This is a genomic window from Serratia sp. PAMC26656, from assembly GCF_016469055.2.
Classification (GTDB): Bacteria; Pseudomonadota; Gammaproteobacteria; order Enterobacterales; family Enterobacteriaceae; genus Serratia; species Serratia plymuthica.
The window spans coordinates 3,835,216-3,858,621 of record NZ_CP150486.1 but is presented as its reverse complement, the minus strand read 5'-3'; the positions used below and the strand labels follow the sequence as shown (position 1 = coordinate 3,858,621).

Below are 23,406 nucleotides of genomic sequence, written 5' to 3'. Positions count from 1 at the left end.
GCGGCGTTGTTGACTGCACTGCCCGTAGGGGGCGAATATGTTCGCCCCGTTTGATACGGGTGCAGCATACGGAGGCACTGGCCCACTCTGGGGCAGCCTGTCCGTACAGGGTATAGATCATTTTTGCCACCCGTTTGGGTCGTATTCCGAGGAAATCATGGTTGCTTTGTGGATGGTCGTCGCCAGCGGGTTTTTCGCGCTGATGGGGGCCAGTGTTAAACTGGCTTCGGCCAAAGTCGGCTTTTTCGATATTATTTTTTATCGTTCTTTTATTAACGTACTGATCGTCGCCGCGCTGATTAAGGTTAAAAATCTCGGTTTCCGCACGCAGCACCTCGGTTTGCATATGAAACGCGCCGCTATCGGCAATGCGGCGATGTATTGCGGCTTTTATTCGCTGATCCACCTACCGATCGCCACCGCCACCACGCTGGGTTACACCAATCCGATCTTTCAGTCGGCGATCGCCTTCGTTACCTCCAAAGGCCAATTGACCGGTAAACTGCTGTTTTCCGTGCTGTTGGGGTTTATCGGCATACTGGTGTTGCTGCGTCCGGACACGCCGAATGGCGAGTATGTCGCTACTCTGATTGGCCTCTTGTCCGGTCTGCTGACTGCGTTGGCCTATTTCAATGTCGGTAAACTGGTGCGCAGTGGTGAGCCGGAGCTGCGGGTGGTGTTCTATTTCTCGCTGGTGGGTACGGTGATTGGCTGTGTGATGACTGCGGTGATGGGCTTTACGGCCCTGGACAGCGCCATGATGCTGTGTGTAGGCGCTATCGGCGTATTTGGCAGTTTGGGGCAAATCACCATGACCCGCGCTTACGGTAGCGGCAATGCGGTGATTGTCAGCATCCTGTCCTACAGCACCATCATTTTTTCCACGCTGCTCGGTTATCTGCTGTTTGGCGAAAAGCTGTCTTACATTGCTGCAGCCGGCATGGCGTTGATTATTCTTTCCGGCGCATTGGCCATTTTGAAACGCAGCCCGGCGAAAGCCTCGAAGGCTGCGGCAGTTTAACCACAAAGGAGAGAGACCATTGGATGTAAGCCCAGCCAGGGAACTGGCACGTTATGGACTGTATGGCATTGCGGCGACCGTCGCCATGGACCTGGTCAATTTTATTGCCGCGTCCGCCGGGGTTATCAGTAAGCTGAACCTGGTTTTTATCGGCAATTTAGCCAATCAATGGCGGCATGGGCAATTCCTGTTCCTGCGGCCTGGCGATATTCCCCCTGTGCCGCACGCATTATTATTGGGCTACGGTGCGCATTATTTTGCCGGTATCGTCCTGGCACTTCTTTTTTATTATTTTGTTTTTTCCGTTTATCATCCGCGCAGCGGTGCCCTGTGCCGGGCCGTTATTTATGGCCTGATTTGTTCGCTTATATCGTTATGTTTAATTTATCCCTCAGTTGGATTGGGGTTTTTCGGCAGCGCCACTAACGGCATAGGTCTACTGGTGGCCAGTCTGGTCAACCATGCCGTATATGGTTTGGCCTTGGGTATTTGCGGTATTTGGCCGCGCCGGCAGCCCGTTCGCGTGTTGCATTAAACGATCATATTTGCCCTGTTCATGCATTAATGAATCACTGTGATGCATTCTTGGCTATTTTTGCTCTTATACCCAAACGGTATGATGAACGCGTTTCCTGATTGAGTTTGGTTTTCAGGACAGAATGTTTATCCAGCTTGTTTCGGGAGAGAAAAATGTCTGAAGGTGTCGCTGTTAATCAAGCAGCTAAAACGAATTCGGGCACGTCGCATTTTGCCATTCTGCTTTTTTTAGCGCTGGCATTAATGTCTGCATTGCTTAATAGCAGTGCGCCGACGCCGCTTTATCCGCTTTATCAACATGAATTGGGTTTAAGCTCGGTCAGTCTGACAATTATTTATGGCGCTTATGCGGCAGGGGTGCTGATTTCACTGTTTGGCGTCGGCAATATGGCCGGCAAAGTGAAAGATCTGCGCAGCATGATTGTGCCGGCGCTGCTGGTGGTTTTAGCCGGCGCGCTGTTGTTTTCGATGGCCGATTCGTTTTTGATGATGTTTATGGCACGGTTGCTGGCCGGGATTGGGACCGGTGCGCTAACCGGGGCGGCCAATATTGCGCTGGTGCGTTTTGGGCCGAAAGACGGCGGTAAGAATGCGGCGCTGATCGCTACGTTGTCGTTTACTCTCGGCTTGGCATTGGGGCCGATTTTCAGCGGTGTGGCGCTGCAAACCGGATTCCATACTACGTCATTGCCCTTCATTATCATCATGGCGGTGGCGGCAGTAGCCGCGCTGGGTGTGATGCTGAAATGGCCGGGTGAAGTGGTGGTTGTGCCGGTAAGCGGGGAGCCGGTGGCAAACGCCGTGCCGGAAAAGAGTTCGTTGGCGGACGGCCTGCGCGCCACGGGCGGCAAGTTTTTCTTGTGCGCCGGTGCGTTGTTCATCTGTTGGGCGGTCGCTGCCAGTATTCTTGCGATTGGCCCGAGCGTATCGGAAAAGTTGTTGGGCATGCACAGCCGTGGCGTTTACGGTTATGTGATTGCCGTGTACCTGGTGATTGCCGGCATTAGCCAGATCCTCAGTCGCCGCATTAATGCGCGGCACTCTCTGATGTTTGGTTGCCTGGCGCAGGCGTTGTCGGTGGTGGTGTTTACCGAGGCGATCCAGATCCACTCGCTGGGCTTGGCAGCCGCAGGGATGGTGATTGCCGGTTATGCTTACGGCGCCATTTTTGTCGGCAGCGCCACGCTGGTGAATCTGATTTCACCGAAGGCCAGCCATGCAAGACTAATTTCACTGTTTTACGTTATTGCTTATATCGCCAACTGGGTACCCATCCTGCTGGGGGTAGTGATCGACCATGCCAGCCTGCACCTGGCGGTCAACCTGTTATTTGTGGTCAGTACCCTGGTGTGCTTGATTCTGAGCTTCATGGTGACCCGCGCGGGCTTCCCGCGCTGATACCCGCCGCTTGTGAAGCCGCCGTGTGGTTGGCTGCAACTTGATATTCATAGGGTATAAGAAAGAATACTTTAGCCACGCAATGTGGTGAACGATTTCCCTGGTGTTGTTGTGTGTCATTTCCAGCGTGCTTGCCACGCTGGTTTTTTTTGTGACAAATTCCACAAGTCTGTAATTTACATTTCTCCTATTACATATTTTTTGTGATTCTTGTCACATAAATTCACCGGTTTTCGAGTACACTGCGCGCTTTCTTTTCTGCCGGGTCGATTTATGAACGTTATTTTCGCCATTGCTGTCACTACCGGGATTCTGTCCGGCGTCTGGGGATGGGTTGCCGTCAGTCTGGGACTGATCGGCTGGGCCGGCTTTCTCGGTTGCACCGCCTATTTCGCCTGTCCGCAGGGTGGGCTGAAAGGATTGTTGATTAGCACGCTGACCAGCTGTAGCGGGGTGTTTTGGGCGATGGCGATCATTCACGGCAGCGAACTGGCGCCGGGTTGGAGCATGCTCGGCTACCTGCTGACCGGCATAGTGGCCTTCCTGATGTGCATTCAGGCCAAACAGCAGTGGTTGGGGTTCGTGCCCGGTACCTTTATCGGCGCTTGCGCTACCTTTGCCGGCGGGGGCGACTGGCCGCTGGTGACAGCGTCTTTATTGGTGGGGCTGGTGTTTGGTTACGCGATGAAAAACAGCGGGCTGTGGCTGGCGGCGCGCAACGGTAAGGCGAAAATGCCTGACGTGGCTACCGCGCATTCAAATAGTGCCGCCGAGTGAAATGCGGTAGTGCAGGTCAACGCGCTCAATGCACGGCACCCCTTTTATGCGTTTTAGCAGGATCTCGGTGGCTACCTTGCCGATATCAAATCGGGGGGTAATCACGCTGGCGATGCCCGGCGTGGTGGCTTTACCGATATCCAGACCGTGAAAGCCTGACAGCGCGATGTCCTGCGGGATCTTCAACCCAAGCCGCAGGCACTCCTGCAACACGCCCACTGCCAGATCGTCGTTAGTGCACAGTATGCCGTCCAGATCAGGATAAAGCCGACGCGCCATCGCCAGCATATCGGAGCCGACCGAGACCGATGAAACCTTATGCGGTGTGATCTGGCGTGGGGGCAACCCCTGATTTTCCATCGCCCGGCAATAGCCCTGAAAGCGTTTCAAGTCGCGCGCATCGGACATGGCGCCGAAATAGACCACCTGGCGCTTACCGCTGGCAAGCAGCGCTTCGGTCATGTCATAGCCCGCCTGATAGTTATCGAACCCCACGGCAATTCGCCCTGCCGGCCCTTCAAGATCCATCACCTGCGCCACCGGGATTTTTGCCGCTGTCAGGTACTTTTCCGCCCGCAGAGTGTGCTGCGAATCGGTAAGGATCAGCCCGGCGATCGGGTAGGCCAGTAACTGGGTTATGTGTTCTTCCTCGCGTTCGCGGCTGTACTCATAGTTCACCACCAGCGTTTGATAACCCTGATCCAGAGTGACGGATTCGATGCCGGCCAGCAGATCGGCAAAGATCTGGTTGTTGAAGGAGGGAACTAACACGCCGATGCGCGGTTTTTGGTTCGAACGCGCTTCATCCGTGTCGGTGAAGTTCACCTCTTTCATCACTTCGGCGATGCGCGCGGCGGTATCGGCCGCCACCTTTTCCGGCGTACGCAGATAGCGGCTGACGGTCATTTTGGTCACACCGGCGAGCAGCGCGATATCTTGCAGCGTAACGCGTTGGTTCTTCATTCTGAGGCCTTAGCAGGGTGGGGCGGAGAAATCGCGGATAACCCCATGTTAGCAAATCGATTTGGTGATAACAATCGACGTTATAAAGTATAAAAATCCTATTTATCAATGAAATATGTCAAGTGTTTGGCCTGTGAGAATGCGCGGCTTCACGTTAAAGGTAACAGCTTTTAGTAACATGATTTTAAGTGATACAACTCACGTTTTTGCCGGCGGCAATCCGGTGAGATAGGCACCTGTTCTAACTGAATGACGGGGATCGGGGAAGCTTATGAACAACTTATTTTCGCTGGATAATAAAAAAATACTGATTACCGGCGCGTCACGGGGCATTGGTTTTCTGCTGGCGCGCGGGCTGGCGCAGTACGGCGCACACATTCTGGTCAACGCCACCAGCCGGGAAAACGCGCAGCGCGCAGTGGATGCTCTGCGGCGTGAAGGCTTCAGTGCCGATGCAGCCCCTTTTGACGTGACCGACTCGCAGGCCATTCATGCCGCTATTGAGCAGATTGAGGCGGAAATGGGCGGGATCGATGTGCTGATTAACAACGCCGGTATCCAGCGGCGCCATCCCTTTACCGAATTCCCGGAAAAAGACTGGGACGACATTATCGCCGTCAATCAGAAAGCGGTATTTATGGTTTCGCAAACCGTGGCGCGCCATATGGTGCAGCGCCAAAGCGGCAAAATTATCAACATCGGCTCGATGCAGAGTGAGCTGGGGCGCGACACCATTACGCCCTATGCCGCCTCCAAAGGTGCGGTGAAAATGCTGACGCGCGGCATGTGCGTGGAGCTGGCGCGTTACAACATTCAGGTCAACGGCATCGCGCCGGGCTATTTCAAAACCGAAATGACCCAGGCGCTGGCGGACAATCCGGAGTTTACTGCCTGGCTGACCAAACGCACACCGGCCGCACGCTGGGGCGATCCGCAGGAGCTGATTGGCGCGGCGGTGTTTTTGTCGTCCAAAGCTTCGGACTTTGTTAATGGCCATTTGCTGTTTGTCGATGGCGGCATGTCCGCTGCGGTATAACGACCTGTTCAACGGAAAATCATGATGAAAATTCAAACCCGGTCCTGTGTGGTCAACGGCAAATATGACGTAGCTGTGGTGGAGCAAGAGGTGGAATATCAGGGAACCGGCACGCTGGTGAAAATCACCCGTGGCGGAATCTGCGGTTCAGATCTGCATTATTACCAGGAAGGTAAGGTCGGCAGTTTTCAGGTGCGTCAGCCGATGGTGCTTGGCCATGAGGTGATCGGCGAAGTGGTGGCCAGCGATTCGGCGCTGCTGACAGCGGGCCAGAAAGTGGCGCTGAACCCCAGCAAGCCATGCGGGCAGTGCAAATATTGTCTGGCGAATCAGCAAAACCAATGTACTCAAATGCGTTTTTTCGGCAGCGCGATGTATTTCCCGCATGTTGACGGCGCTTTCACCCAATACAAGGTGGTCGATAGCGCGCAGTGCATTGCGTTCGGCGCCGATCGCGACGAAAAGGTGATGGTGTTTGCCGAACCCTTGGCGGTGGCGATCCACGCTGCGAAGCAGCCCGGTGAAGTCAAAGGAAAAAAGGTGTTCGTGTCCGGCGTCGGCCCGATAGGCTGCTTACTGGTAGCAGCGCTGAAGGCGCTGGGTGCCGGTGAAATTGTCTGCGCCGATCTCAGCCCGCGCTGCCTGGATATTGCCGGGGAAATGGGGGCCGACGTCCGTTTGCACGCCGCCGACGACGATTTCAGCGTTTATCTGCAGGACAAAGGTTATTTTGATATCGCTTTTGAGGTTTCCGGCCATCCGTCGTCTCTACAGCGTTGTCTGGAAATCACCCGCGCCAAAGGGACGGTGGTGCAGGTGGGCATGGGCGGCAGTTTCCCGGATTTCCCGCTGATGCTGCTGATTGCCAAAGAGCTGAACCTGCTGGGATCGTTTCGTTTTGTTGAGGAATTCTCGTTGGCGGTGACCTGGCTGGCCGAAGGGACAGTCGATCCGCTGCCGCTGCTTTCCGCCGAGTTCGATAACCGGCAACTGGCGCAGGCGCTGGAGTTTGCCGGTGACAAGAGCCTGGCAGCCAAGGTGCAGTTAGTGTTCTGATTTTAGCCAATAGTCTGATGGCGTGGACCGGCGATCCTTGTCTATAGTTAAGAACCGTTTAATTTTTTAACCACGGAGAATTTAACATGGCGAGAAATACGGATGCGGATCAAACCACGCTGGATGACGATCTGAGAATGCTGAGTGACACGCTGGAAGAAGTGTTGAAATACTCCGGCGATCGCGCCGATCAGGCCTATATCGATATCAAGGCCCACGCGGAACAGGCGTTGAGTGAGGTAAAGTCGCGGCTGACTGACACCACCGAGTCCTACTATGCGCGGGCCAAGGATGTCGTTTGCCGCACCGACGGCTACGTGCGCGAAAAACCCTGGCACAGCGTGGGCATTGGCGCCACGGTCGGTTTGGTGCTGGGTCTGTTGCTGGCGCGTAAATAACGGCCTGTTTAAGTTGGGCGCGGCAATCGCCGCGCCCCGGAGTTTACTGCCCCAGCGTGACCTCCACCTGATGGATTTTCCCATCGTCAACCAGCGTTATCGCCGCCTCAGGCTGTTTTTCACCGTCTACAGTGACCAGCGCCTCGCCCTGACCCTGACGGATCGTCAACCGATACTCGCTGCCGCCTTCACGGTAGTTAAGCGTTACCTGCGGCCAGTCTGCAGGCAGCCGGGTATTGACGGTCAGCCGATCGCCGTGGCGTTTCACCCCCAGCAGGGATTCGACGATTAACCGGTACATCCAGCCGGCGGAGCCGGTATACCAACTCCAGCCGCCGCGGCCGACATGCGGTGCCACCGCGTAGATATCGGCGGTGACCACATAGGGCTCGACCTTGTAACGTTCGGCGGCGGTACTGTCCAGGCTGTGGTTTATCGGGTTAATCAGCGCCATCAGTTCCCAGGCGCGTTCGATATTGCCCATTTCGGCGAAGGCCATCACCGCCCAGACCGCACCGTGGGTATATTGGCCGCCGTTCTCGCGTACGCCGGGCAGATAGCCGCGAATGTAACCCGGGTTTGGGCCGTTGCCGTCGAACGGCGGCGTCAGCAGTTTGATCAGGCCAGCCTGGTTATCGACCAGGTGTTTATCCAGCGACTGCATCGCCTGCAGGCTGCGCGGTTTATCCCCGGCGCCGGACAGCACCGACCAGCTTTGGGCGATGGCATCGATGCGACACTCCGCCGACTCATGGGAGCCCAGCGGTTCCCCGCTGTCAAAGTAACCTCGGCGATACCATTCGCCGTCCCAGGCGTGGTCACGCAGGTTATCGCGCAGGGTGGCGGCCTGTTGGCGGCACAGCGTCGCCAGTTCCTTGTCGTTGCGGGCGGTCGCCAGTTCGCCATAACGTTGCAGAATATGGAACAGGAAGAAGCCCAGCCACACGCTTTCGCCGCGCCCCTCCAGGCCGACCATGTTCATGCCGTCGTTCCAGTCTCCGGCCCCCATCAGCGGCAGGCCATGCTCGCCGAAGTTCAGCCCGTGTTTCAACGCGCGCACGCCGTGCTGATACAGGGTTTCCTGCGTCGCGCTCAGCGCCGGTTGTTCGTAGGACGATTCCTCGCCTGGCGTCAGCTTGCGCGCCTCCAGATAGCCGACCTGTTCTTCCAGAATGGTTTTATCGTCGGTGGCGTCCAGGTAGTGGCAAATCGCCAACGGTAACCACAGATAATCATCCGAACAGAGCGTGCGAACGCCATTGCCCTGCGGCGGATGCCACCAGTGCTGCACGTCGCCTTCGACAAACTGGCGCGATGCGCACAGCAGGATCTGTTGGCGCAGTTGCTCAGGGGCGGCGTGGGTCAGCGCCAGCGTATCCTGCAGTTGATCGCGGAAGCCAAAGGCGCCGCCGGATTGGTAGTAGCCGCTGCGCGCCTGAATGCGACAGGAGAGGGTCTGGTACAGCAGCCAGCCGTTGGCCAGCAGATCGACCGCCGGCTGCGGCGTGCTGATTTGTACTTTGTTGAGAATGCCGTCCCAATGCGCCGTCACCTGCAGCAACTCATTTTGCAGTGCCTCTTCTTGCAGGTATTTTTGCAGCAGCGCTTCGGCCTCATCGGCATTTTGCCCCAGGCCGAGGGCGAACACAAAGCTGCGTTGATCGCCATCGATCAGGCTGATCGCCGACTGCACGGCACCGCAGGGATCCATGCCGGCGCCCACTTTGCCGGATAAGCGCCGCAGCTTCAGCACCGCCGGGCTGGTCAGCGAGCCGTTGCGGCCAATGAATTCGCGCCGATCGCCGCTGACTGAACAATGCGCGCCGGAGACGCCGAAGAAGGCGGTGCGTTCAGAACCGTTGCCACCGTAGTGATTGGTGGCCAGGACGCCGCATCCGCTTTCGGGCGTTGCCGCCTGCGTGACGATGTGCATGGCCGTTTTCTGCCGCAGATCGCCGAGGATAAACTCCACGTAGCCGGTAGCCGATAGCTTGCGCGTGCGCCCGGAGGTGTTGGTCAGCGTCAGCAGGAACAGTTTCACCGGCACCTCTTTAGCGACTAATACGGTGAACTGGCTGTCAATGCCGCTTTCGCGATGATCGAACACGCTGTAACCGAAGCCGTGGCGTGTCAGATAGTGGCCGCGTCCCCGGGTGGGCAGCGGCGTGGGTGACCAGAAGTGGCCGTTCTCTTCGTCACGCAGATAGAAAGCTTCGCCGCTGCGGTCGCAGATGGGATCGTTCTCCCAAGGCGTAAGGCGGTATTCGTGGGCGTTTTCGTACCAGGTGTAGGCCTGGCCGCTTTCCGAGACAACCGAGCCGAACATCGGGTTGGCCATGACGTTTGACCAGGGCGCAGGGGTGATCTTGCTCTCGTTCATGGCGATCACATATTCACGGCCATCCTCCGAGAAGCCGCCGAGGCCGTTATAGAACTGCAGCGCGTCGATGGCGGGCAACTGCGGCGAATGCAGGTTGCGCGGCAGATTGTTCACCGTCGCCAGTTTCGACGAAGCGGTTACCGGCGACAGCGGCTGCTGCTGGATCTGCGGCAGTTGCAACCGTTGGTTTAGCTGTTCATTTAATCCGCCGCGCCGATCGTCGAGGTAAATACGCGCCACGCTGAGCAGCAGGCGGTGATCCTCCGGTGACATATGCTCGCTGGTACGCACGAAAATGCCGCCGGGTTTATCGGTCTGGGTTGATTCCATACCCGCGGCGATCAGGCCCATTATCTGGTTTTGCAGCTCCTGACGGTAGCCGCCGGCGTCCTCGTTAAGGATCACCAGATCCACCGGCAGCCCTTTCAGCCGCCAGTAGTTGTGCGCCTGAATCAGCTGTTGCACCAGCCCGATGTTCTCGCCATCGGTCACCGTCAACAGAACGATCGGCAGATCGCCGGAGATCGAATGCCCCCATAGCCCCGACTGGCCGCGGCGATTTTGGATGATTTCGCTGCTGGCGGCGCGCATTTCCTGTGCCGGGAACACCACTGCGCTCGCCAGGCGATTGAACAGGTTGGCATCTTCCTCATTGGCGTTCAACTGACGCAGTACCACCTGGCTGTGCGACCAGGCCAGTTCAAACACGCGGTCCGCCAGATGGCGATCGCGGTATTTTTCCAGCATGGCCAGGCTGCTGACGCGGTCTTCGCAAACACCGTAGAAAATATCCAGCGTCAGCGGCACGTTAGGCTCCAGCACCACGCGCTGGCGGATAGCGATAATCGGATCGATGACCGGCCCGGCGCTGTTGGTCAACGGCGTATTCTGATACAGCGCCTGCGGGTTGGCCGGGGTGCGTCCGCGGCCGATAAATTTGGCGCGATCGGTTTCGAACGAGGTCTGGCTGGAGCGGCCCTGTACCGTCATCATATGCAGCAGCCACGGGCATTTCTCGTTTGGCTCGCGCGGGCGGCGGTGACACAGAATGGCGTCTTGATCCGGCAGCAGTTCGGTCTGAACGAACAAATTGCTGAACGCCGGGTGAGCCAGATCGTTGCCGGCCGGCGCCAGCACCACTTCCGCATAGCTGGTGATTTCGATGGTGCGGGACTGTTTACTGCGGTTCACCAGGGTGATGCGCCGCAGCTCGATATCGTCCTCCGGTGACACGACAACCTGCGTTTTGACCGACAGTAAACCCTGACGGCGTTGATATTCGGCGCCGGCATCGTTGAACACCGCGCTGTATCCCTTGGCTGCACCCCCGATCGGTTGCCAGGTGTTGCTCCACACTTCGCCGGTTTGCGGATCGCGCAGGTAACAGAAGGCCCCCCAGTTGTCGCAGGTCGCGTCCTCGCGCCAGCGGGTCAGGGCAAGGTTTTGCCAGCGGCTGTAACTGCCGCCGGCTTGGGTCAGCATCAGGTGATAGTTGGCATTGGACAGCAACTGCACTTCCGGGATCGGCGAATCCACCCGGCTGAACTCACGCGCAATGAAGCTGGCCGGGGTAATGGTGCCCTCATGGGTTTCGAAGTGACGACGGGTACTGTACAGCTCAACCGCATCCGGCACCCGTTCTTGCAGCAACAGACGCGTCGACTGGAAGGCGGGGTAATTCGCGAAGCGCGCCACCATAGGTGCATCCAGCAGCAGATGGGACAGGGCAAGGAAGCTCATACCCTGATGGTGCGCCATATAGGAGCGGATGATCACGTACAGCTGACCACGGCTGAGGCGCGCGGTGGTGTAATCCAGCGCCTCGTAAAACCCGTAGCGGCCTTTGGCGCCATTTTTTTCCAGCGCGACGAGGTTGCTGCAAGCGGCATCCGGATCGACAATCAGCGCCATCACCGTCGCGTAGGGCGCGACCACCATATCGTCACCCAGCCCGCGACGCAGGCCCAGTCCCGGTACGCCAAAGGCGTGATACTGGTAGTTTTGATCGGCATCGAAGCCAAAATAGCCGGATTCGGAGATGCCCCAGGGCACGCCGCGCTCCTTGCCCCAGGCGATTTGCCGTTCCACCGCGGCGCGGCACATTTGCACCAGCAGGGAGTCGGGGTAGGCCGGCATCACCAGTTGCGGCATCAGGTATTCAAACATCGAGCCGCTCCACGACATCAGCGCCGGCTCATTTTCGATCACGGTAAACAGTCTGCCGAGTGCAAACCAACTGCGCTGAGGCACCTGATTAGTGGCGATGGCGACGTAGTTGGTCAGGCGAATTTCCGATGCCAACAGATCGTATTTACTGCTGTCCATGCGGTTTTGATCGCAATTAAAGCCGACGGACAGGAAATGGGTCGCTTCGTCATACAGGAAGTTGAAGTCCATCTGCGCCATTTTTTCCAGCCGCTGCTGGAGGCTATACAACTGCGTCAGCCGTTCCTGAGCCAGTGCGCTGGCGGCGTCAAGTTGGCTTTGCTGCTCTGCCGACAGCATCAGCTGCGCCGGTGGATTGGCCAGCCAGTGCAGGCTTGGCGCCGGCTCCAACTCGGGTACGCTGTCGCTCAGCCAGCCGAACCACAGCGCCCATTCCGCGCAGAGTTCGTTGAGTTGCTGATGCAGCGCGCCGGCCCAGCGTTTGGTTTCTTCGTCGTGATTCAGCGCCGGTTCCTGCAACCCGTTGCTGTAGTTGCGCATGGCGTTCAGTTCTGCCTGCAGCGCGGTGGGATGGCTGTTTAACGCTTGTTCAAAATGGTTACGCAGCTTCGGCAGGTTTTTGTGGGCGGCGTCTCCCCAATGCTGTTCCAGCAGTTGCAGGCTGTCGCCAAGCCCGGCCAGCACTAATTGCGGGCTGATGACCGGCTGGTGAGCCAGCGCGGGCAGGCCGGCGCTGAGCGTCAGCAGGTGACCGGCGAGATTGCCGCTGTCTACACTGGAGATATAGCGCGGGTTCAGCGGTTCCAGGGTCCGAGTGTTGTACCAGTTGTACAGGTGACCTCGATAGTGCTCCATGCGGTCCAGCGTGTTGAGTGTCAGCTCGGTACGTCGCAGCGCTTCGCTGAGCGTCAGGTAGCCGAAATCATAGGCGGTGAGGTTGGCCAGCAGCGACAGTCCGATATTGGTCGGCGAAGTGCGGTGTGCCACCACCGGTTCCGGTATCTCCTGATAGTTATCCGGCGGCAGCCAGTTTTCCTGCTGATTAACGAAGGTATTGAAGAAGTCCCAGGTCTGGCGGCTGGTGTGACGCAGAAAACGGCGTTGTTCATCGTCGAGCGCGGTTTTACTGCGCTGCGGTTGGTGGCTGAGATAACACAGCAGGAACGGGGCCAGGCACCACAGGGTGGCGAAGGGCAGCGTGATAAACAACGCCATCGGGTTATGCAGGAAGCTAAACAGCAGCAACGCCGCGCCGGCTACTGGGTTGATCCACATCGCCCGATAAAAGTTTTTCAGAGTAACCTGCTGACGGGCGCTGGATTGAGCGTAGCTGGTCCACTCTTGCAGGTTGCGTTTGCTGATCAGCAAACGCCACAGGGTAATAGCGATCGCTTTCAGGCTGTACAGCGCTTCATGCGGCAGCGTCGCCAGCCGCAGGCCGACCTGGGCCAGCCGATGCAGCGAACCGTTCATCGCCAACTGCAGGTGTTGCAGGAAGGGCCTGCGGGGTGGTTTGCGGACAATATCCTGCGCCAGTGCCAGCAGGGTAGGCAACAGCAGGATGATGGCGAAGAACGCCAGCCAATAGCGGGTGTTCGGCAGCCAGACAAGACCGCAAAACAGCAGCAGCAGACTGGGCGACGTCAGGCTACGGCGCAGGTTATCGAACAGCTTCCAGCGTGACAGGGTGCTCAATGGGTTGGCCGTGCGTGTACCGTCTTCGGTTTTTACCCGTGGCAGCAGCCAGTTGAGCAGTTGCCAATCGCCACGGATCCAGCGTGTGCGGCGCGCGACGTCCACCAGATAGTTGCTGGGATACTGTTCGTACAACAATACGTCGCTCAGCAGGCCGGAGCGAGCGTAGCAGCCTTCCAGCAGATCGTGGCTCAGCACCAGATTCGGCGGGCAGGTGCCTTTGAGGCTGTGCGAGAACACGTCGACATCGTAGATGCCCTTGCCGATAAAGGATCCTTCGCCAAACAGATCCTGGTAAATGTCCGAGGCCATCAACGTATAGGGATCGTTGCCCGGCGTGCTGCTGCACAGTGCTGCGTAGCGGCCCTGGCCGTAACTCGGTATTTCCTCCGCCATGCGCGGTTGCAGGATGGCGTAGCCTTCTACCACCCGTTGTTGACGCGCGTCGTACTGCGGTTGATTCAGCGGGTGCGCCATGGCGGCGATCAGCTGGTGGGCGCTTTCGCGCGGCAATACGGTATCGCTGTCGAGAGTGATGACGTATTTCACGTTTTTCAGCACTTCCAACCCGGCGCCAACCTGGGTGCAAAAAGCGTTGCCCCGGTTGCGCAGCCAGTCGTTCAGTGCATTCAGCTTGCCGCGTTTGCGTTCCAGCCCCATCCATATGCCCTGTTTTTCATTCCACTCGCGGTCGCGGTGAAACAGGAAAAAGTGGCTGGGGCCTTCACAGGGATAGCGGCCGTTAAGCGCTTCCATTTGCTGACAGGCATAGGCCAGCAGATTGGCATCGTCCGCGTGCTGCTTTTGCGGCGCATCGTTGAAGTCGGTGAGCAGGGCAAAGTGCAGATGTTTCATTGCGTTGCCCAGATAATAGACTTCAAGCGCGTTGATCAGCTTATCGACGCCGCTTTTGCTGCCGATCAGCGTCGGTATCACCACCAGGGTGCGGAACTCGGCGGGAATACCGCAAGAGAAATCGAGCCTCGGCAGAGGTTGCGGCGTGCGGCTGCGGGTGGTGACCTCACTAAGCAGGTTGAGCACGAACTGGCTGACCACCGCCGCCATCGGGAAGAACAGCAGCGCCAGCCCCCAACTGATGCCGGTGCTGTAGGCGTGGCGCAGCAACTCCGCACAGCAGGCGGTGGTGATCAGGCTCAGGCTGCCCAGCCAGGAAAGCAACGGCGCCTGATTTAATGCATGGCGCAAGCGGGTAATGCGCCCGAGCCGAACCTCAAGCTGTTGTTCCAGCTCCGGTCGACCATCGTCAATCAGGTAGTAGCCAACGTGGTTGCGGCGTGGATCGCTGGACGGATCTTCGGCCGCCACCCGCGCCATATTCAGTACGTGCTGGGCGACCTGCACTTCATTGCGCGAGCAGTGGCGCGCCAGCATTTCGATCACGTGGCGGTAGTGGTCGCGGGTGTCGAAGTGCATCAACGGGTAAACCCCCGCCGGATCGTCGCGCAGGGTTTGATCGACCTGGCTCATGGTTTCGACAAACTCGGCCCAGTCCATTTCGCTGAGCTGGCGCAGGCCGGAAATACTGTTGCTGACCGACAGCTGGCTGACGGCCAACTGCTGGTTAAAACGGTGGATCAATTCAGCCGAGCTCAGGCTGACCTCTGCCAAACGCTGCTCAACCCAGGTGAGCGGCAACGCCAGCATGGTGCCGTGGCCCTGTAAACGACGGACTAGCTCGGCGACAAAGGCGCTGGAACGCGGGGGATTGGAGCGCGCCATGTCGGCAATCACCACGATCAGGTTAGCCGGATCGTTTTCTGCCGATTCCAGCATTTTGGTCACCCAGCTGTCGGCCAGATTGCGCTCGCTTTGCGCTTGCGCCACTTCAACGCTAACGCGCCGCAGATTCTCGATCAGTGCCAGACGCAGCATGCCGGGCAACGCCCAGAGCTCGCCCATCGTCAGATTGACTTCTTTTTGATAGGCGGCGATATACCGCGTGAGGCTTTCTGCGTCCCAGCGGCCATCGCCGTGCGCAATGGCTTCGGCGGCCACGTCATAGATTCGCGGGCAGTTATAGGGTGCCGCCAACTGCGGCAGGCCGCGGCCAAAGGTTTTCGGCAAATGGTGACGCACGACGCGAATTTGTTCTTCTATCAGATAGTAGTTATCGAGCAGCCATTCGCCGGCGGGGGTCATGCTGGATTTCTTGCCGTTGCTTAACTGGTGGCAGCTTTCCGCCAGTATGCGTTCGTTTTCGTCCAACCGTTTCAGCAAAAAATAGGGCGTCTTGCGCGTCGCCAGCTTGTGTGAGCGCGCCAGGCGCTGGCCATAGCGTTCCATTTGATCGACAGAAAACAGTTCTGCCTTGATGGTGCCTCCGTTGGTCTCGGGGGCGTTTTTATTACGCCGCAGAGGTAACGGTTTTATTTTTGCAGTTTTCCGTTGTTTTTTTAACCAATTGATTAGTATTTCTTTCACACAAAAGCTCCTTACATCTGACCCAAAGGACAGCCGGTGAAACCGCCGGGAGATCGTGAACATCCTGTTTTTTACGCCGGGCAGATCTGACGTGGGTTCGCAGCAGGCAGGAACATGCTTTCTCAGTATAGTCGCAGAATGCCCGGTCGGCCGTTTTTTGAACTGATTGTTTAGATTTTATAAACAATTTTTGAGCGTGAACCTTGACTTAACGCCGCTATTTTTCCGCCGTTCAGCCTTGATTTACCGTATAATTCCCTACATTACGTTTGGTTATTGAGGTGGCCGTGGAACAACTTTCGGGATTGCTGAGGCGATTGCGCCGACAGCTTGAATCCCCTTTTCCCGTTGGGGGCGGTTTCCGCCAGTTTTCCCTTCCCGTGCCCGCATCGCTGGCCGCCACCTTATTGGAGTGGCTGGCAGCGCAGCCGGCATTCCCGCAGTTTTACTGGCACCATCGCGACGGCCATGAAGAAGCGGCAGCCTGTGGCGCACTGCGTCTGTTTACGCAAGCGCAAGAGGCGCAGGCATTTATCAGGGCGTATCAGGGCGCGCGCATATGGGGGCTGAACGCTTTTGACGGCGCTGCGCATTTATTCTTGCCACGTCTGGAAATTCTGAGTCGCGAAGGTGAAACCCAGCTAACGCTTAATCTGTTTTCTGAAAGCTCGCTGCGTGACGATGCGGACGCAGCCGGTCGCTGGTTGGAAAAGGTGGTGGCTGCACGGCCAATCGCGCCCTTAAAGGCTGACGTGGGTAAGGTGCAGCATCAACCGGAACGTGCCGGGTGGGAAATCATGTTGCACGAAGCGCTGAAAGCGATCGATCGGCAACAGATGGAGAAGGTGGTATTGGCGCGCAGCACGTTGCTGACGCTGGATAGCCCGCTGTCCGCACCGGCGATGATGGACGCCAGCCGTAGGGTGAATCACCGATGCTACCACTTTATGCTGAGATTTGATGCACATTCCGCATTTCTCGGTTCCAGCCCGGAAAGGCTGTACCGGCGAAATGGCCTGCAACTGCTGACCGAAGCGCTGGCGGGCACCGTGGCCAATCATCCGGATCAACAGCGCGCGCAGGCGCTGGCGCAGTGGTTGCAGGGCGACGCTAAAAACCAGCATGAGAACCTGCTGGTGGTGGACGATATCTGCCAGCGTCTGCAAGGGGGCGCCGGTTCGCTGGACGTGCTGCCGCCGGAAGTGGTGCGTTTACGTAAGGTGCAGCATTTGCGGCGCCGTATCGAAGGACTGCTCAATCGCAGCGACGACGCCGATTGCTTGCAGCGGCTGCAACCGACGGCGGCGGTAGCCGGGCTGCCACGCCAGGCCGCGCGCGAGTTTATTCTGCAACATGAACCTTTCTCCCGCGGCTGGTACGCCGGATCGGCCGGCTATCTTTCTTTCTCCCTCAGTGAGTTTTGCGTTGCGCTACGTTGTGCACAGTTAGAGGAGAAAGGGTTAAGGCTGTATGCCGGTGCCGGTATCGTGGCCGGTTCCGATGCTGCCGAAGAGTGGCAGGAGGTCGAAAACAAGGCCGCCGGATTGCTGACCTTGTTACAGCCGACCAATTCGGGCTGAATTTCCCTATTTATTATCCGGATTTATTGAGCGGCAGAGGCGGCGAGTGTAAACTGCTCGTGATCTTTATGTTTATTTTTTGTTCTAAATCAATAAATTGTCTGCCATAAAGTCACAGGGATATACGGCGTTTTTGCGCTGGCGCAAAAGTCGTAGAGATAACTACTCATATAATACAGAACATAATTTTTGGCACACCGCTAAATGGCAGGTGCTAAAGGCTGATTCTGTTAACCGACTTGTGAGCGAATTATGTCGACAAGTGTTTTTAATCGCCGATGGGCAGCGTTGTTGTTGGAAGCGCTGGCCCGCCACGGAGTGCGGCATGTTTGTATCGCTCCGGGATCGCGCTCTACGCCGTTGACGCTGGCCGCAGCGGCTAACAGGTCTTTTATCTGCCATACCCATTTTGATGAACGCGGGCTGGGCCATCTGGCGCTTGGTCTGGCGAAGGCGTCGCGAGAGCCGGTGGCGGTGATCGTCACTTCCGGCACCGCCGCCGCCAATCTCTATCCCTCGCTGATTGAAGCCGGGCTGACCGGTGAACGGCTGGTGTTTCTCACCGCCGACAGGCCGCCAGAGCTGATCAACTGCGGTGCCAATCAGGCGATCCGCCAAACCGGCCTTTATTCCAGCCATCCGACGCTGAGCATCGAACTGCCGCGTCCGACGCCGGATATTTCCGCCAGTTGGCTGGCATCCACCGTCGACAGCGCCATGGCGCGCTTGCAGCACGGCGCTTTGCACATCAACTGCCCGTTTGCCGAACCGCTGTACGGCGGCGATGAACAACACTACGCCGACTGGTCGGCGACGCTCGGCGACTGGTGGCAAGGCAGCCAGCCCTGGCTGCGGGAAATGGATCCCCATGCGGTGCTGAAACAACCGGATTGGTTCTCCTGGCGGCAAAAGCGCGGCGTGGTGGTGGCAGGGCGCATGAGCGCGCAAGAGGGTGAGCAGTTGGCGCAATGGGCCGCTACGCTGGGCTGGCCACTGATTGGCGACGTGCTGTCCCAGACCGGCCAGCCACTGCCCTGCGCCGATTTATGGCTGGCTCAGCCTCAGGCGCAGCGCATCCTGCAAGACGCGCAGCTGGTGGTGCAATTTGGCAGCAGCCTGACCGGCAAACGCCTGTTGCAATGGCAGGAGCAATGCCGACCGCAGGAATATTGGTTGATCGATGATTTACCGGGCAGGCTCGATCCGGCGCATCACCGTGGCCGCCGCATCCGCTCCGGCGTGGCGCAATGGCTCGAACTGCATCCGGCGCAGCCGCGTTCCCCCTGGGCGCAAGAGCTGTCGCAACTGGCGGATCAGGCGCTGGACAGTGTCTCCGGCTATCTGGTGAACCGCTTTGGCGAGGCGCAACTGGCGCACCGCCTGCCGGAGCTGCTGGCGGAAAATGGTCAACTGTTCCTCGGCAATAGCCTGGTCGTGCGGTTGATTGACGCCTTGACCCGATTGCCGGCCGGTTATCCGGTCTTCAGCAATCGCGGCGCCAGCGGCATCGATGGCCTGATCTCTACCGCAGCAGGCGTACAACGGGCTACGGCCAAACCGACGCTGGCGGTGGTGGGGGATCTCTCCGCGCTCTACGACCTGAATGCGCTGGCGCTGCTGCGGCAGTGTTCTGCGCCCACGGTGCTGATTGTGGTGAATAACAACGGCGGCCAGATTTTTTCACTGTTACCGACGCCGGAAGAAGATCGCCAGCGTTTCTACTGCATGCCGCAGGACGTGGATTTCAGCCATGCCGCAGCGATGTTCCAACTGAACTATGCGCGGCCGGAAAACTGGGGGCAACTGAGGCAGGCGGTTGAACAAGGCTGGCGTCAGGGTGGCGCTACGTTGATTGAGCTGCAGGTGCCGCCGAGCGACGGTGCCGAGACGTTACGGCTCCTGGTGCAACAAATGGCGGTGCAATGATGCTGGCGACACGTATTTTACAACGAGGTGAACCGGACCGCCCTTGGCTGATTTGGCTGCACGGCTTGCTGGGTAATAACAATGAGTGGCGGGTCATCGCCGCGCACTGTCCGGAATGGCCGTCTCTGGCGATTGATCTGCCCGGCCACGGCGATTCGGTTGCCGTGGCGTGCCGCGGTTTTGACGATATCAGCGCGCAAATCAGCGCCACTTTGCAGATGCATAACATTGAACGCTATTGGCTGGTGGGCTATTCGCTGGGCGGGCGCATCGCCATGTATCACGCCTGTCATGGTCAAACCGACGGCTTGCTGGGAGTGATTGTCGAGGGCGGCAATCCGGGGCTGGACAGCGAAGAGCTGCGCAGCCATCGCCGTGCGCAGGATGCCGCCTGGGCGGAACGATTCCGCCACCAGCCGATTGCCGAGGTGCTGGCGGACTGGTATCAGCAGCCGGTATTTACCGAACTCAGTGCGGTGCATCGCGATGCGTTGATTGCCGCGCGATCCGACAACAGTGGCCCGGCGGTGGCCGACATGCTGCAAGCCACCTCGCTCGGCCAACAGCCTTATCTGGTGCCGCAATTGCAGCAATTGACCGTGCCGCTGATGGTGCTGTGCGGTGAGAATGACCCCAAATTTCAACGGCTGGCGCGCGACGCCGGGTTGCCGTTACGCACCGTGCCGCAGGCCGGGCACAATGCGCATCTGGCTAACCCGCAGGATTTCGTCGCCGAGCTGCAGGCCTTTCTCGTTAACCCTGGTTAAGGAACCGAACATGCTTTATCCGAATGAAGAACTACTGTATGCCGCCATCGACTGGCAGGATTGCTCCGGTGATTTCGAGGACATTCTGTATCACAAATCCGCCGACGGCATCGCCAAAATCACCATCAACCGCCCGCAGGTGCGCAACGCGTTCCGCCCGCATACGGTGAAAGAGATGATGGAAGCGCTGGCCAATGCCCGCTATGACGACGGTATCGGCACTATTATCCTCACCGGCGCCGGCGACAAAGCCTTCTGCTCCGGCGGCGATCAGAAAGTGCGCGGCGACTACGGCGGCTATCAGGACGACAGCGGCGTGCATCACCTGAACGTACTCGACTTCCAGCGCCAGATCCGCACCTGCCCGAAACCGGTGGTGGCGATGGTGGCCGGTTATTCGATCGGCGGCGGCCACGTGCTGCACATGATGTGCGATCTGACCATTGCGGCGGACAACGCCATCTTTGGCCAGACCGGCCCGAAAGTCGGTTCGTTCGACGGCGGCTGGGGCGCTTCTTATATGGCGCGCATCGTCGGCCAGAAGAAAGCGCGCGAGATCTGGTTCCTGTGTCGCCAGTATGACGCTGCCGCCGCGCTGGACATGGGCCTGGTCAACACCGTAGTGCCGCTGGCGGACCTGGAAAAAGAAACCGTGCGCTGGTGCCGTGAAATGTTGCAGAACAGCCCGATGGCGCTGCGCTGCCTGAAAGCGGCACTGAATGCCGACTGCGACGGTCAGGCCGGCCTGCAAGAGTTGGCGGGCAACGCCACCATGCTGTTCTACATGACCGACGAAGGCCAGGAAGGGCGTAACGCGTTTAACGAAAAGCGCCAGCCGGACTTCAGCAAATTCAAGCGTAACCCGTAATGAACGCGCCGATCCGCAACGCCGCGGTTTACCGTTACTGCCTGCCGATGGAGGCGGGAGTGGTGCTGCGCAACCAGCGGCTGAAAACCCGTGATGGCCTGCTGATTCATCTGCAGCAGGGCGAACAGGAAGGTTGGGGCGAGATTGCGCCGCTGCCGGAGTTCAGCCAGGAAACGCTGGCCGAAGCCGAACAGGCTGTGTTGGCCTGGCTGCAAGGTTGGCAGGTGGGGCAGTTGCCGGCAGACAGCCCGCTGCCTTCGGTGGCGTTCGGCACCAGCTGCGCGCTGGCCGAGCTGGAACAGCGCCTGCCGCAGCAGGCCGATTACCGCAAAGCACCGCTCTGCACCGGCGATCCCGATGAGCTGTTCGAGGTATTGAGCGCGCTGCCGGGCGAGAAGCTCGCCAAGGTGAAGGTTGGGCTGTATGAGGCGGTGCGTGACGGCATGATCGTTAACGTGCTGCTGGAAGCGCTGCCGGATTTGCGCCTACGGCTGGATGCCAACCGCAGCTGGACCCGTGCCAAAGCCGAGGGTTTCGCCAAATACGTCAACCCGGCGCTGCGCGATCGCATCGCTTTTCTCGAAGAACCCTGCAAAACCCGTGATGAATCGCGGGATTTCGCGTTGGCGACCGGCATAGCCATCGCCTGGGACGAAAGCGTGCGCGAGGCGGATTTTGTGGTGCAGGCCGAACCGGGCGTGGCGGCGATAGTGGTCAAGCCCACGCTGGTCGGCAGCCTGAGCCGCTGCCGGGCTCTGGTAGAGCAGGCCCATGCGGCAGGGCTGACGGCGGTGATCAGTTCCAGCCTCGAATCCAGTCTGGGGCTGACCCAGCTGGCGCGCATCGCGCACTGGCTGACGCCGGCTACCGTCCCCGGGCTGGATACGCTCGATTTGATGCAGGCGCAGTTGCTGCGGTGTTGGCCGGGCAGCCGCCTGCCGTTGCGGGATCTGCAAACGATGGAATGCCTATGGCGCAGTTGAACGACTGGCCGTGGCGGCATTGGGCGCAGCGGCAACCTCAGGCGACGGCAGTCATTGTCGGGCGACAACCGATTAACTGGCAGGTGCTGCAACGCCAGGTCGATGAGCTGGCAGCCAATTTTCAGCATCAGGGCGTCGAACCCGGTTGCGGGGTCGCGCTGTGCGGCAAGAACAGCTATCCGCTGCTGTTGGCCTATCTGGCGCTGCTGCAGTGCGGTGCGCGGCTGTTGCCGTTGAATCCGGCATTGCCTGTTTCTCTGTTGGAAACGCTGTTGCCTGAACTGGATATGGCGTTTGTCTTCAGTCCGGATCCCTTGCCGGCGTTGCCGGCCGCCCTTATTCCGTTGACCCCGCCCTCTACCGAACCGCGTAGGCTGACTTTACCCGCTTGGGATCCGCAGCGGCTGGCGACGCTGACGCTGACCTCCGGCTCCAGCGGCATGCCAAAGGCCGCAGCGCATAACTGCGCCGGGCATTTAGCCAGCGCAGAAGGGGTGCTGAGGCTGATGGATTTTCAGCCACAGGATCGTTGGTTGCTTTCCCTGCCGCTGTTTCACGTATCCGGCCAGGGTATTCTCTGGCGCTGGCTGGCTGCCGGTGCCACGTTGGTGGTGCGTGATATGTTTCCATTGGCCGATGCGTTGGCGGGCTGTACCCATGCCTCGCTGGTGCCGACGCAACTGTGGCGGCTGTTGGCGCAGCCGCTGGACGATCTGTCGCTGAAAGAGGTGCTGCTGGGCGGCGCGATGATCCCGGTTTCGCTGACCGAACAGGCAGAGGCGGCGGGTATTCGCTGCTGGTGCGGCTATGGTCTGACCGAACTGGCTTCTACGGTGTGCGCCAAGCGCGCCGATACGCGGCCGGGCGTCGGGTTACCGTTGGCCGGCCGTGAAATTCGGCTGGTGGATGAGGAAGTGTGGATCCGCGCGCAGAGCCTGGCGTTGGGGTACTGGCATTGCGGCGCTTTGCAGCCGCTGGCCGATGAGCAAGGTTGGTTTCATACCCGCGATCGCGGCGAGATGGCGCAGGGCGAGCTGCGTATTATCGGGCGGCTGGACAACCTGTTTTTCAGCGGGGGGGAAGGTGTGCAACCGGAGGATATTGAGCGCGTGCTGACGGCTCATCCGCAGATTACGCAGGTGTTTGTGGTGCCGGTGGAAGATGCTGAATTTGGCCAGCGGCCGGTGGCGGTGATCGACAGTAAAGGCGTCCTCTCGCTGGATGAATTGCTGACGTGGTCACAGGGCAAGCTGGCCAACTTCCAACGCCCGACGGCGCTATTCGCTTTACCCGACGAACTGAAAGCCGGCGGTATCAAGATTTCGCGCCGTCTGCTTCAGCAATGGCTGGCGGAGCAACTTTCAACGGCATGAAAAAGCCGCCCGAAGGCGGCCGTGGCGGTAAACAGGGCCG

At 58.8% G+C, this 23,406-nt stretch carries 15 protein-coding genes; 13 read left to right on the top strand and 2 right to left on the bottom strand.

Translation table 11 applies throughout. The features are described from left to right. Positions 1-157: 157 nt before the first annotated feature. The 4 genes from JEM67_RS19165 (at position 158) to JEM67_RS19150 (ending at position 3,733) form a co-directional block, all read left to right on the top strand. Positions 158-1,021, top strand: a complete 864-nt coding sequence (locus tag JEM67_RS19165) for a DMT family transporter (RefSeq protein WP_199636207.1) — start codon at positions 158-160, stop codon at positions 1,019-1,021. Between the two features lie 85 nt (positions 1,022-1,106). Then, the gene (locus tag JEM67_RS19160; RefSeq protein ID WP_233527701.1) at positions 1,107-1,556 is read left to right on the top strand and encodes a DUF6789 family protein; all 450 of its coding nucleotides are present in this window, start codon (positions 1,107-1,109) and stop codon (positions 1,554-1,556) included. Positions 1,557-1,711: 155 nt separating this feature from the next. Further along, complete coding sequence (locus tag JEM67_RS19155) at positions 1,712-2,956, top strand: MFS transporter (protein ID WP_199636209.1); 1,245 nt, start codon at positions 1,712-1,714, stop codon at positions 2,954-2,956. A 273-nt stretch (positions 2,957-3,229) separates the two neighbouring features. After that, positions 3,230-3,733 (top strand): DUF1097 domain-containing protein, encoded by a 504-nt coding sequence (locus JEM67_RS19150; protein ID WP_199636210.1) that lies wholly within the window; start codon positions 3,230-3,232, stop codon positions 3,731-3,733. Here JEM67_RS19150 and JEM67_RS19145 read toward each other — a convergent pair. Then, a complete protein-coding gene (locus tag JEM67_RS19145; RefSeq protein ID WP_199636211.1) occupies positions 3,713-4,696 on the bottom strand; it encodes a substrate-binding domain-containing protein in 984 nt (327 codons plus the stop codon). The genes JEM67_RS19150 and JEM67_RS19145 overlap by 21 nt on opposite strands. 271 nt (positions 4,697-4,967) lie before the next feature. On the opposite strand from JEM67_RS19145, the gene idnO reads away from it, so the two are divergent. The 3 genes from idnO to elaB all read left to right on the top strand — a co-directional run bounded on the left by idnO (position 4,968) and on the right by elaB (position 7,186). Then, positions 4,968-5,732, top strand: a complete 765-nt coding sequence (gene idnO, locus JEM67_RS19140) for a gluconate 5-dehydrogenase (RefSeq protein WP_006326794.1) — start codon at positions 4,968-4,970, stop codon at positions 5,730-5,732. A gap of 24 nt (positions 5,733-5,756) precedes the next feature. Beyond that, positions 5,757-6,788 carry an L-idonate 5-dehydrogenase gene (gene idnD, locus JEM67_RS19135; protein WP_041416261.1) on the top strand — a complete coding sequence of 344 codons (1,032 nt, stop codon included), beginning with the start codon at positions 5,757-5,759 and terminating at the stop codon, positions 6,786-6,788. An 86-nt stretch (positions 6,789-6,874) separates the two neighbouring features. Then, the gene (gene elaB, locus JEM67_RS19130; protein ID WP_199636212.1) at positions 6,875-7,186 is read left to right on the top strand and encodes a stress response protein ElaB; all 312 of its coding nucleotides are present in this window, start codon (positions 6,875-6,877) and stop codon (positions 7,184-7,186) included. Positions 7,187-7,229: 43 nt separating this feature from the next. On the opposite strand, the gene JEM67_RS19125 is transcribed toward elaB, so the two are convergent. Continuing rightward, entirely contained in the window at positions 7,230-15,869 is an 8,640-nt protein-coding gene (locus JEM67_RS19125; protein WP_199636213.1) for a GH36-type glycosyl hydrolase domain-containing protein, read from the bottom strand. 287 nt (positions 15,870-16,156) lie between these two features. Here JEM67_RS19125 and menF point away from each other — a divergent pair, with 287 nt between their 5' ends. The 6 genes from menF (at position 16,157) to menE (ending at position 23,366) form a co-directional block, all read left to right on the top strand. Then, on the top strand, positions 16,157-17,449 hold the full coding sequence (menF, locus tag JEM67_RS19120; RefSeq protein WP_199636214.1) for an isochorismate synthase MenF: 1,293 nt from the start codon (positions 16,157-16,159) through the stop codon (positions 17,447-17,449). A 252-nt stretch (positions 17,450-17,701) separates the two neighbouring features. Continuing rightward, the gene (gene menD / locus JEM67_RS19115; protein ID WP_199636215.1) at positions 17,702-19,375 is read left to right on the top strand and encodes a 2-succinyl-5-enolpyruvyl-6-hydroxy-3-cyclohexene-1-carboxylic-acid synthase; all 1,674 of its coding nucleotides are present in this window, start codon (positions 17,702-17,704) and stop codon (positions 19,373-19,375) included. Continuing rightward, the gene (menH, locus tag JEM67_RS19110) at positions 19,372-20,142 is read left to right on the top strand and encodes a 2-succinyl-6-hydroxy-2,4-cyclohexadiene-1-carboxylate synthase (protein ID WP_199636216.1); all 771 of its coding nucleotides are present in this window, start codon (positions 19,372-19,374) and stop codon (positions 20,140-20,142) included. The genes menD and menH overlap by 4 nt, the downstream gene beginning before the upstream one ends. A 10-nt stretch (positions 20,143-20,152) precedes the next feature. Further along, entirely contained in the window at positions 20,153-21,010 is an 858-nt protein-coding gene (menB, locus tag JEM67_RS19105; RefSeq protein ID WP_013813872.1) for a 1,4-dihydroxy-2-naphthoyl-CoA synthase, read from the top strand. Then, entirely contained in the window at positions 21,010-21,993 is a 984-nt protein-coding gene (menC, locus tag JEM67_RS19100) for an o-succinylbenzoate synthase (protein WP_199636217.1), read from the top strand. The genes menB and menC overlap by 1 nt, the downstream gene beginning before the upstream one ends. Continuing rightward, a complete protein-coding gene (gene menE / locus JEM67_RS19095) occupies positions 21,981-23,366 on the top strand; it encodes an o-succinylbenzoate--CoA ligase (protein WP_199636218.1) in 1,386 nt (461 codons plus the stop codon). The genes menC and menE overlap by 13 nt, the downstream gene beginning before the upstream one ends. Positions 23,367-23,406: the final 40 nt, after the last annotated feature.

Bases quoted from the DNA above. Each gene is read 5' to 3' on its own strand.
- JEM67_RS19145 (WP_199636211.1), bottom strand. From the start codon at position 4,696: ATGAAGAACCAACGCGTTACGCTGCAAGATATCGCGCTGCTCGCCGGT.
- menH (WP_199636216.1), top strand. From the start codon at position 19,372: ATGATGCTGGCGACACGTATTTTACAACGAGGTGAACCGGACCGCCCT.
- idnO (WP_006326794.1), top strand. From the start codon at position 4,968: ATGAACAACTTATTTTCGCTGGATAATAAAAAAATACTGATTACCGGC.
- JEM67_RS19155 (WP_199636209.1), top strand. From the start codon at position 1,712: ATGTCTGAAGGTGTCGCTGTTAATCAAGCAGCTAAAACGAATTCGGGC.
- JEM67_RS19160 (WP_233527701.1), top strand. From the start codon at position 1,107: ATGGACCTGGTCAATTTTATTGCCGCGTCCGCCGGGGTTATCAGTAAG.
- menD (WP_199636215.1), top strand. From the start codon at position 17,702: ATGTCGACAAGTGTTTTTAATCGCCGATGGGCAGCGTTGTTGTTGGAA.
- idnD (WP_041416261.1), top strand. From the start codon at position 5,757: ATGAAAATTCAAACCCGGTCCTGTGTGGTCAACGGCAAATATGACGTA.
- menB (WP_013813872.1), top strand. From the start codon at position 20,153: ATGCTTTATCCGAATGAAGAACTACTGTATGCCGCCATCGACTGGCAG.
- JEM67_RS19165 (WP_199636207.1), top strand. From the start codon at position 158: ATGGTTGCTTTGTGGATGGTCGTCGCCAGCGGGTTTTTCGCGCTGATG.
- menC (WP_199636217.1), top strand. From the start codon at position 21,010: ATGAACGCGCCGATCCGCAACGCCGCGGTTTACCGTTACTGCCTGCCG.
- JEM67_RS19150 (WP_199636210.1), top strand. From the start codon at position 3,230: ATGAACGTTATTTTCGCCATTGCTGTCACTACCGGGATTCTGTCCGGC.
- menE (WP_199636218.1), top strand. From the start codon at position 21,981: ATGGCGCAGTTGAACGACTGGCCGTGGCGGCATTGGGCGCAGCGGCAA.
- elaB (WP_199636212.1), top strand. From the start codon at position 6,875: ATGGCGAGAAATACGGATGCGGATCAAACCACGCTGGATGACGATCTG.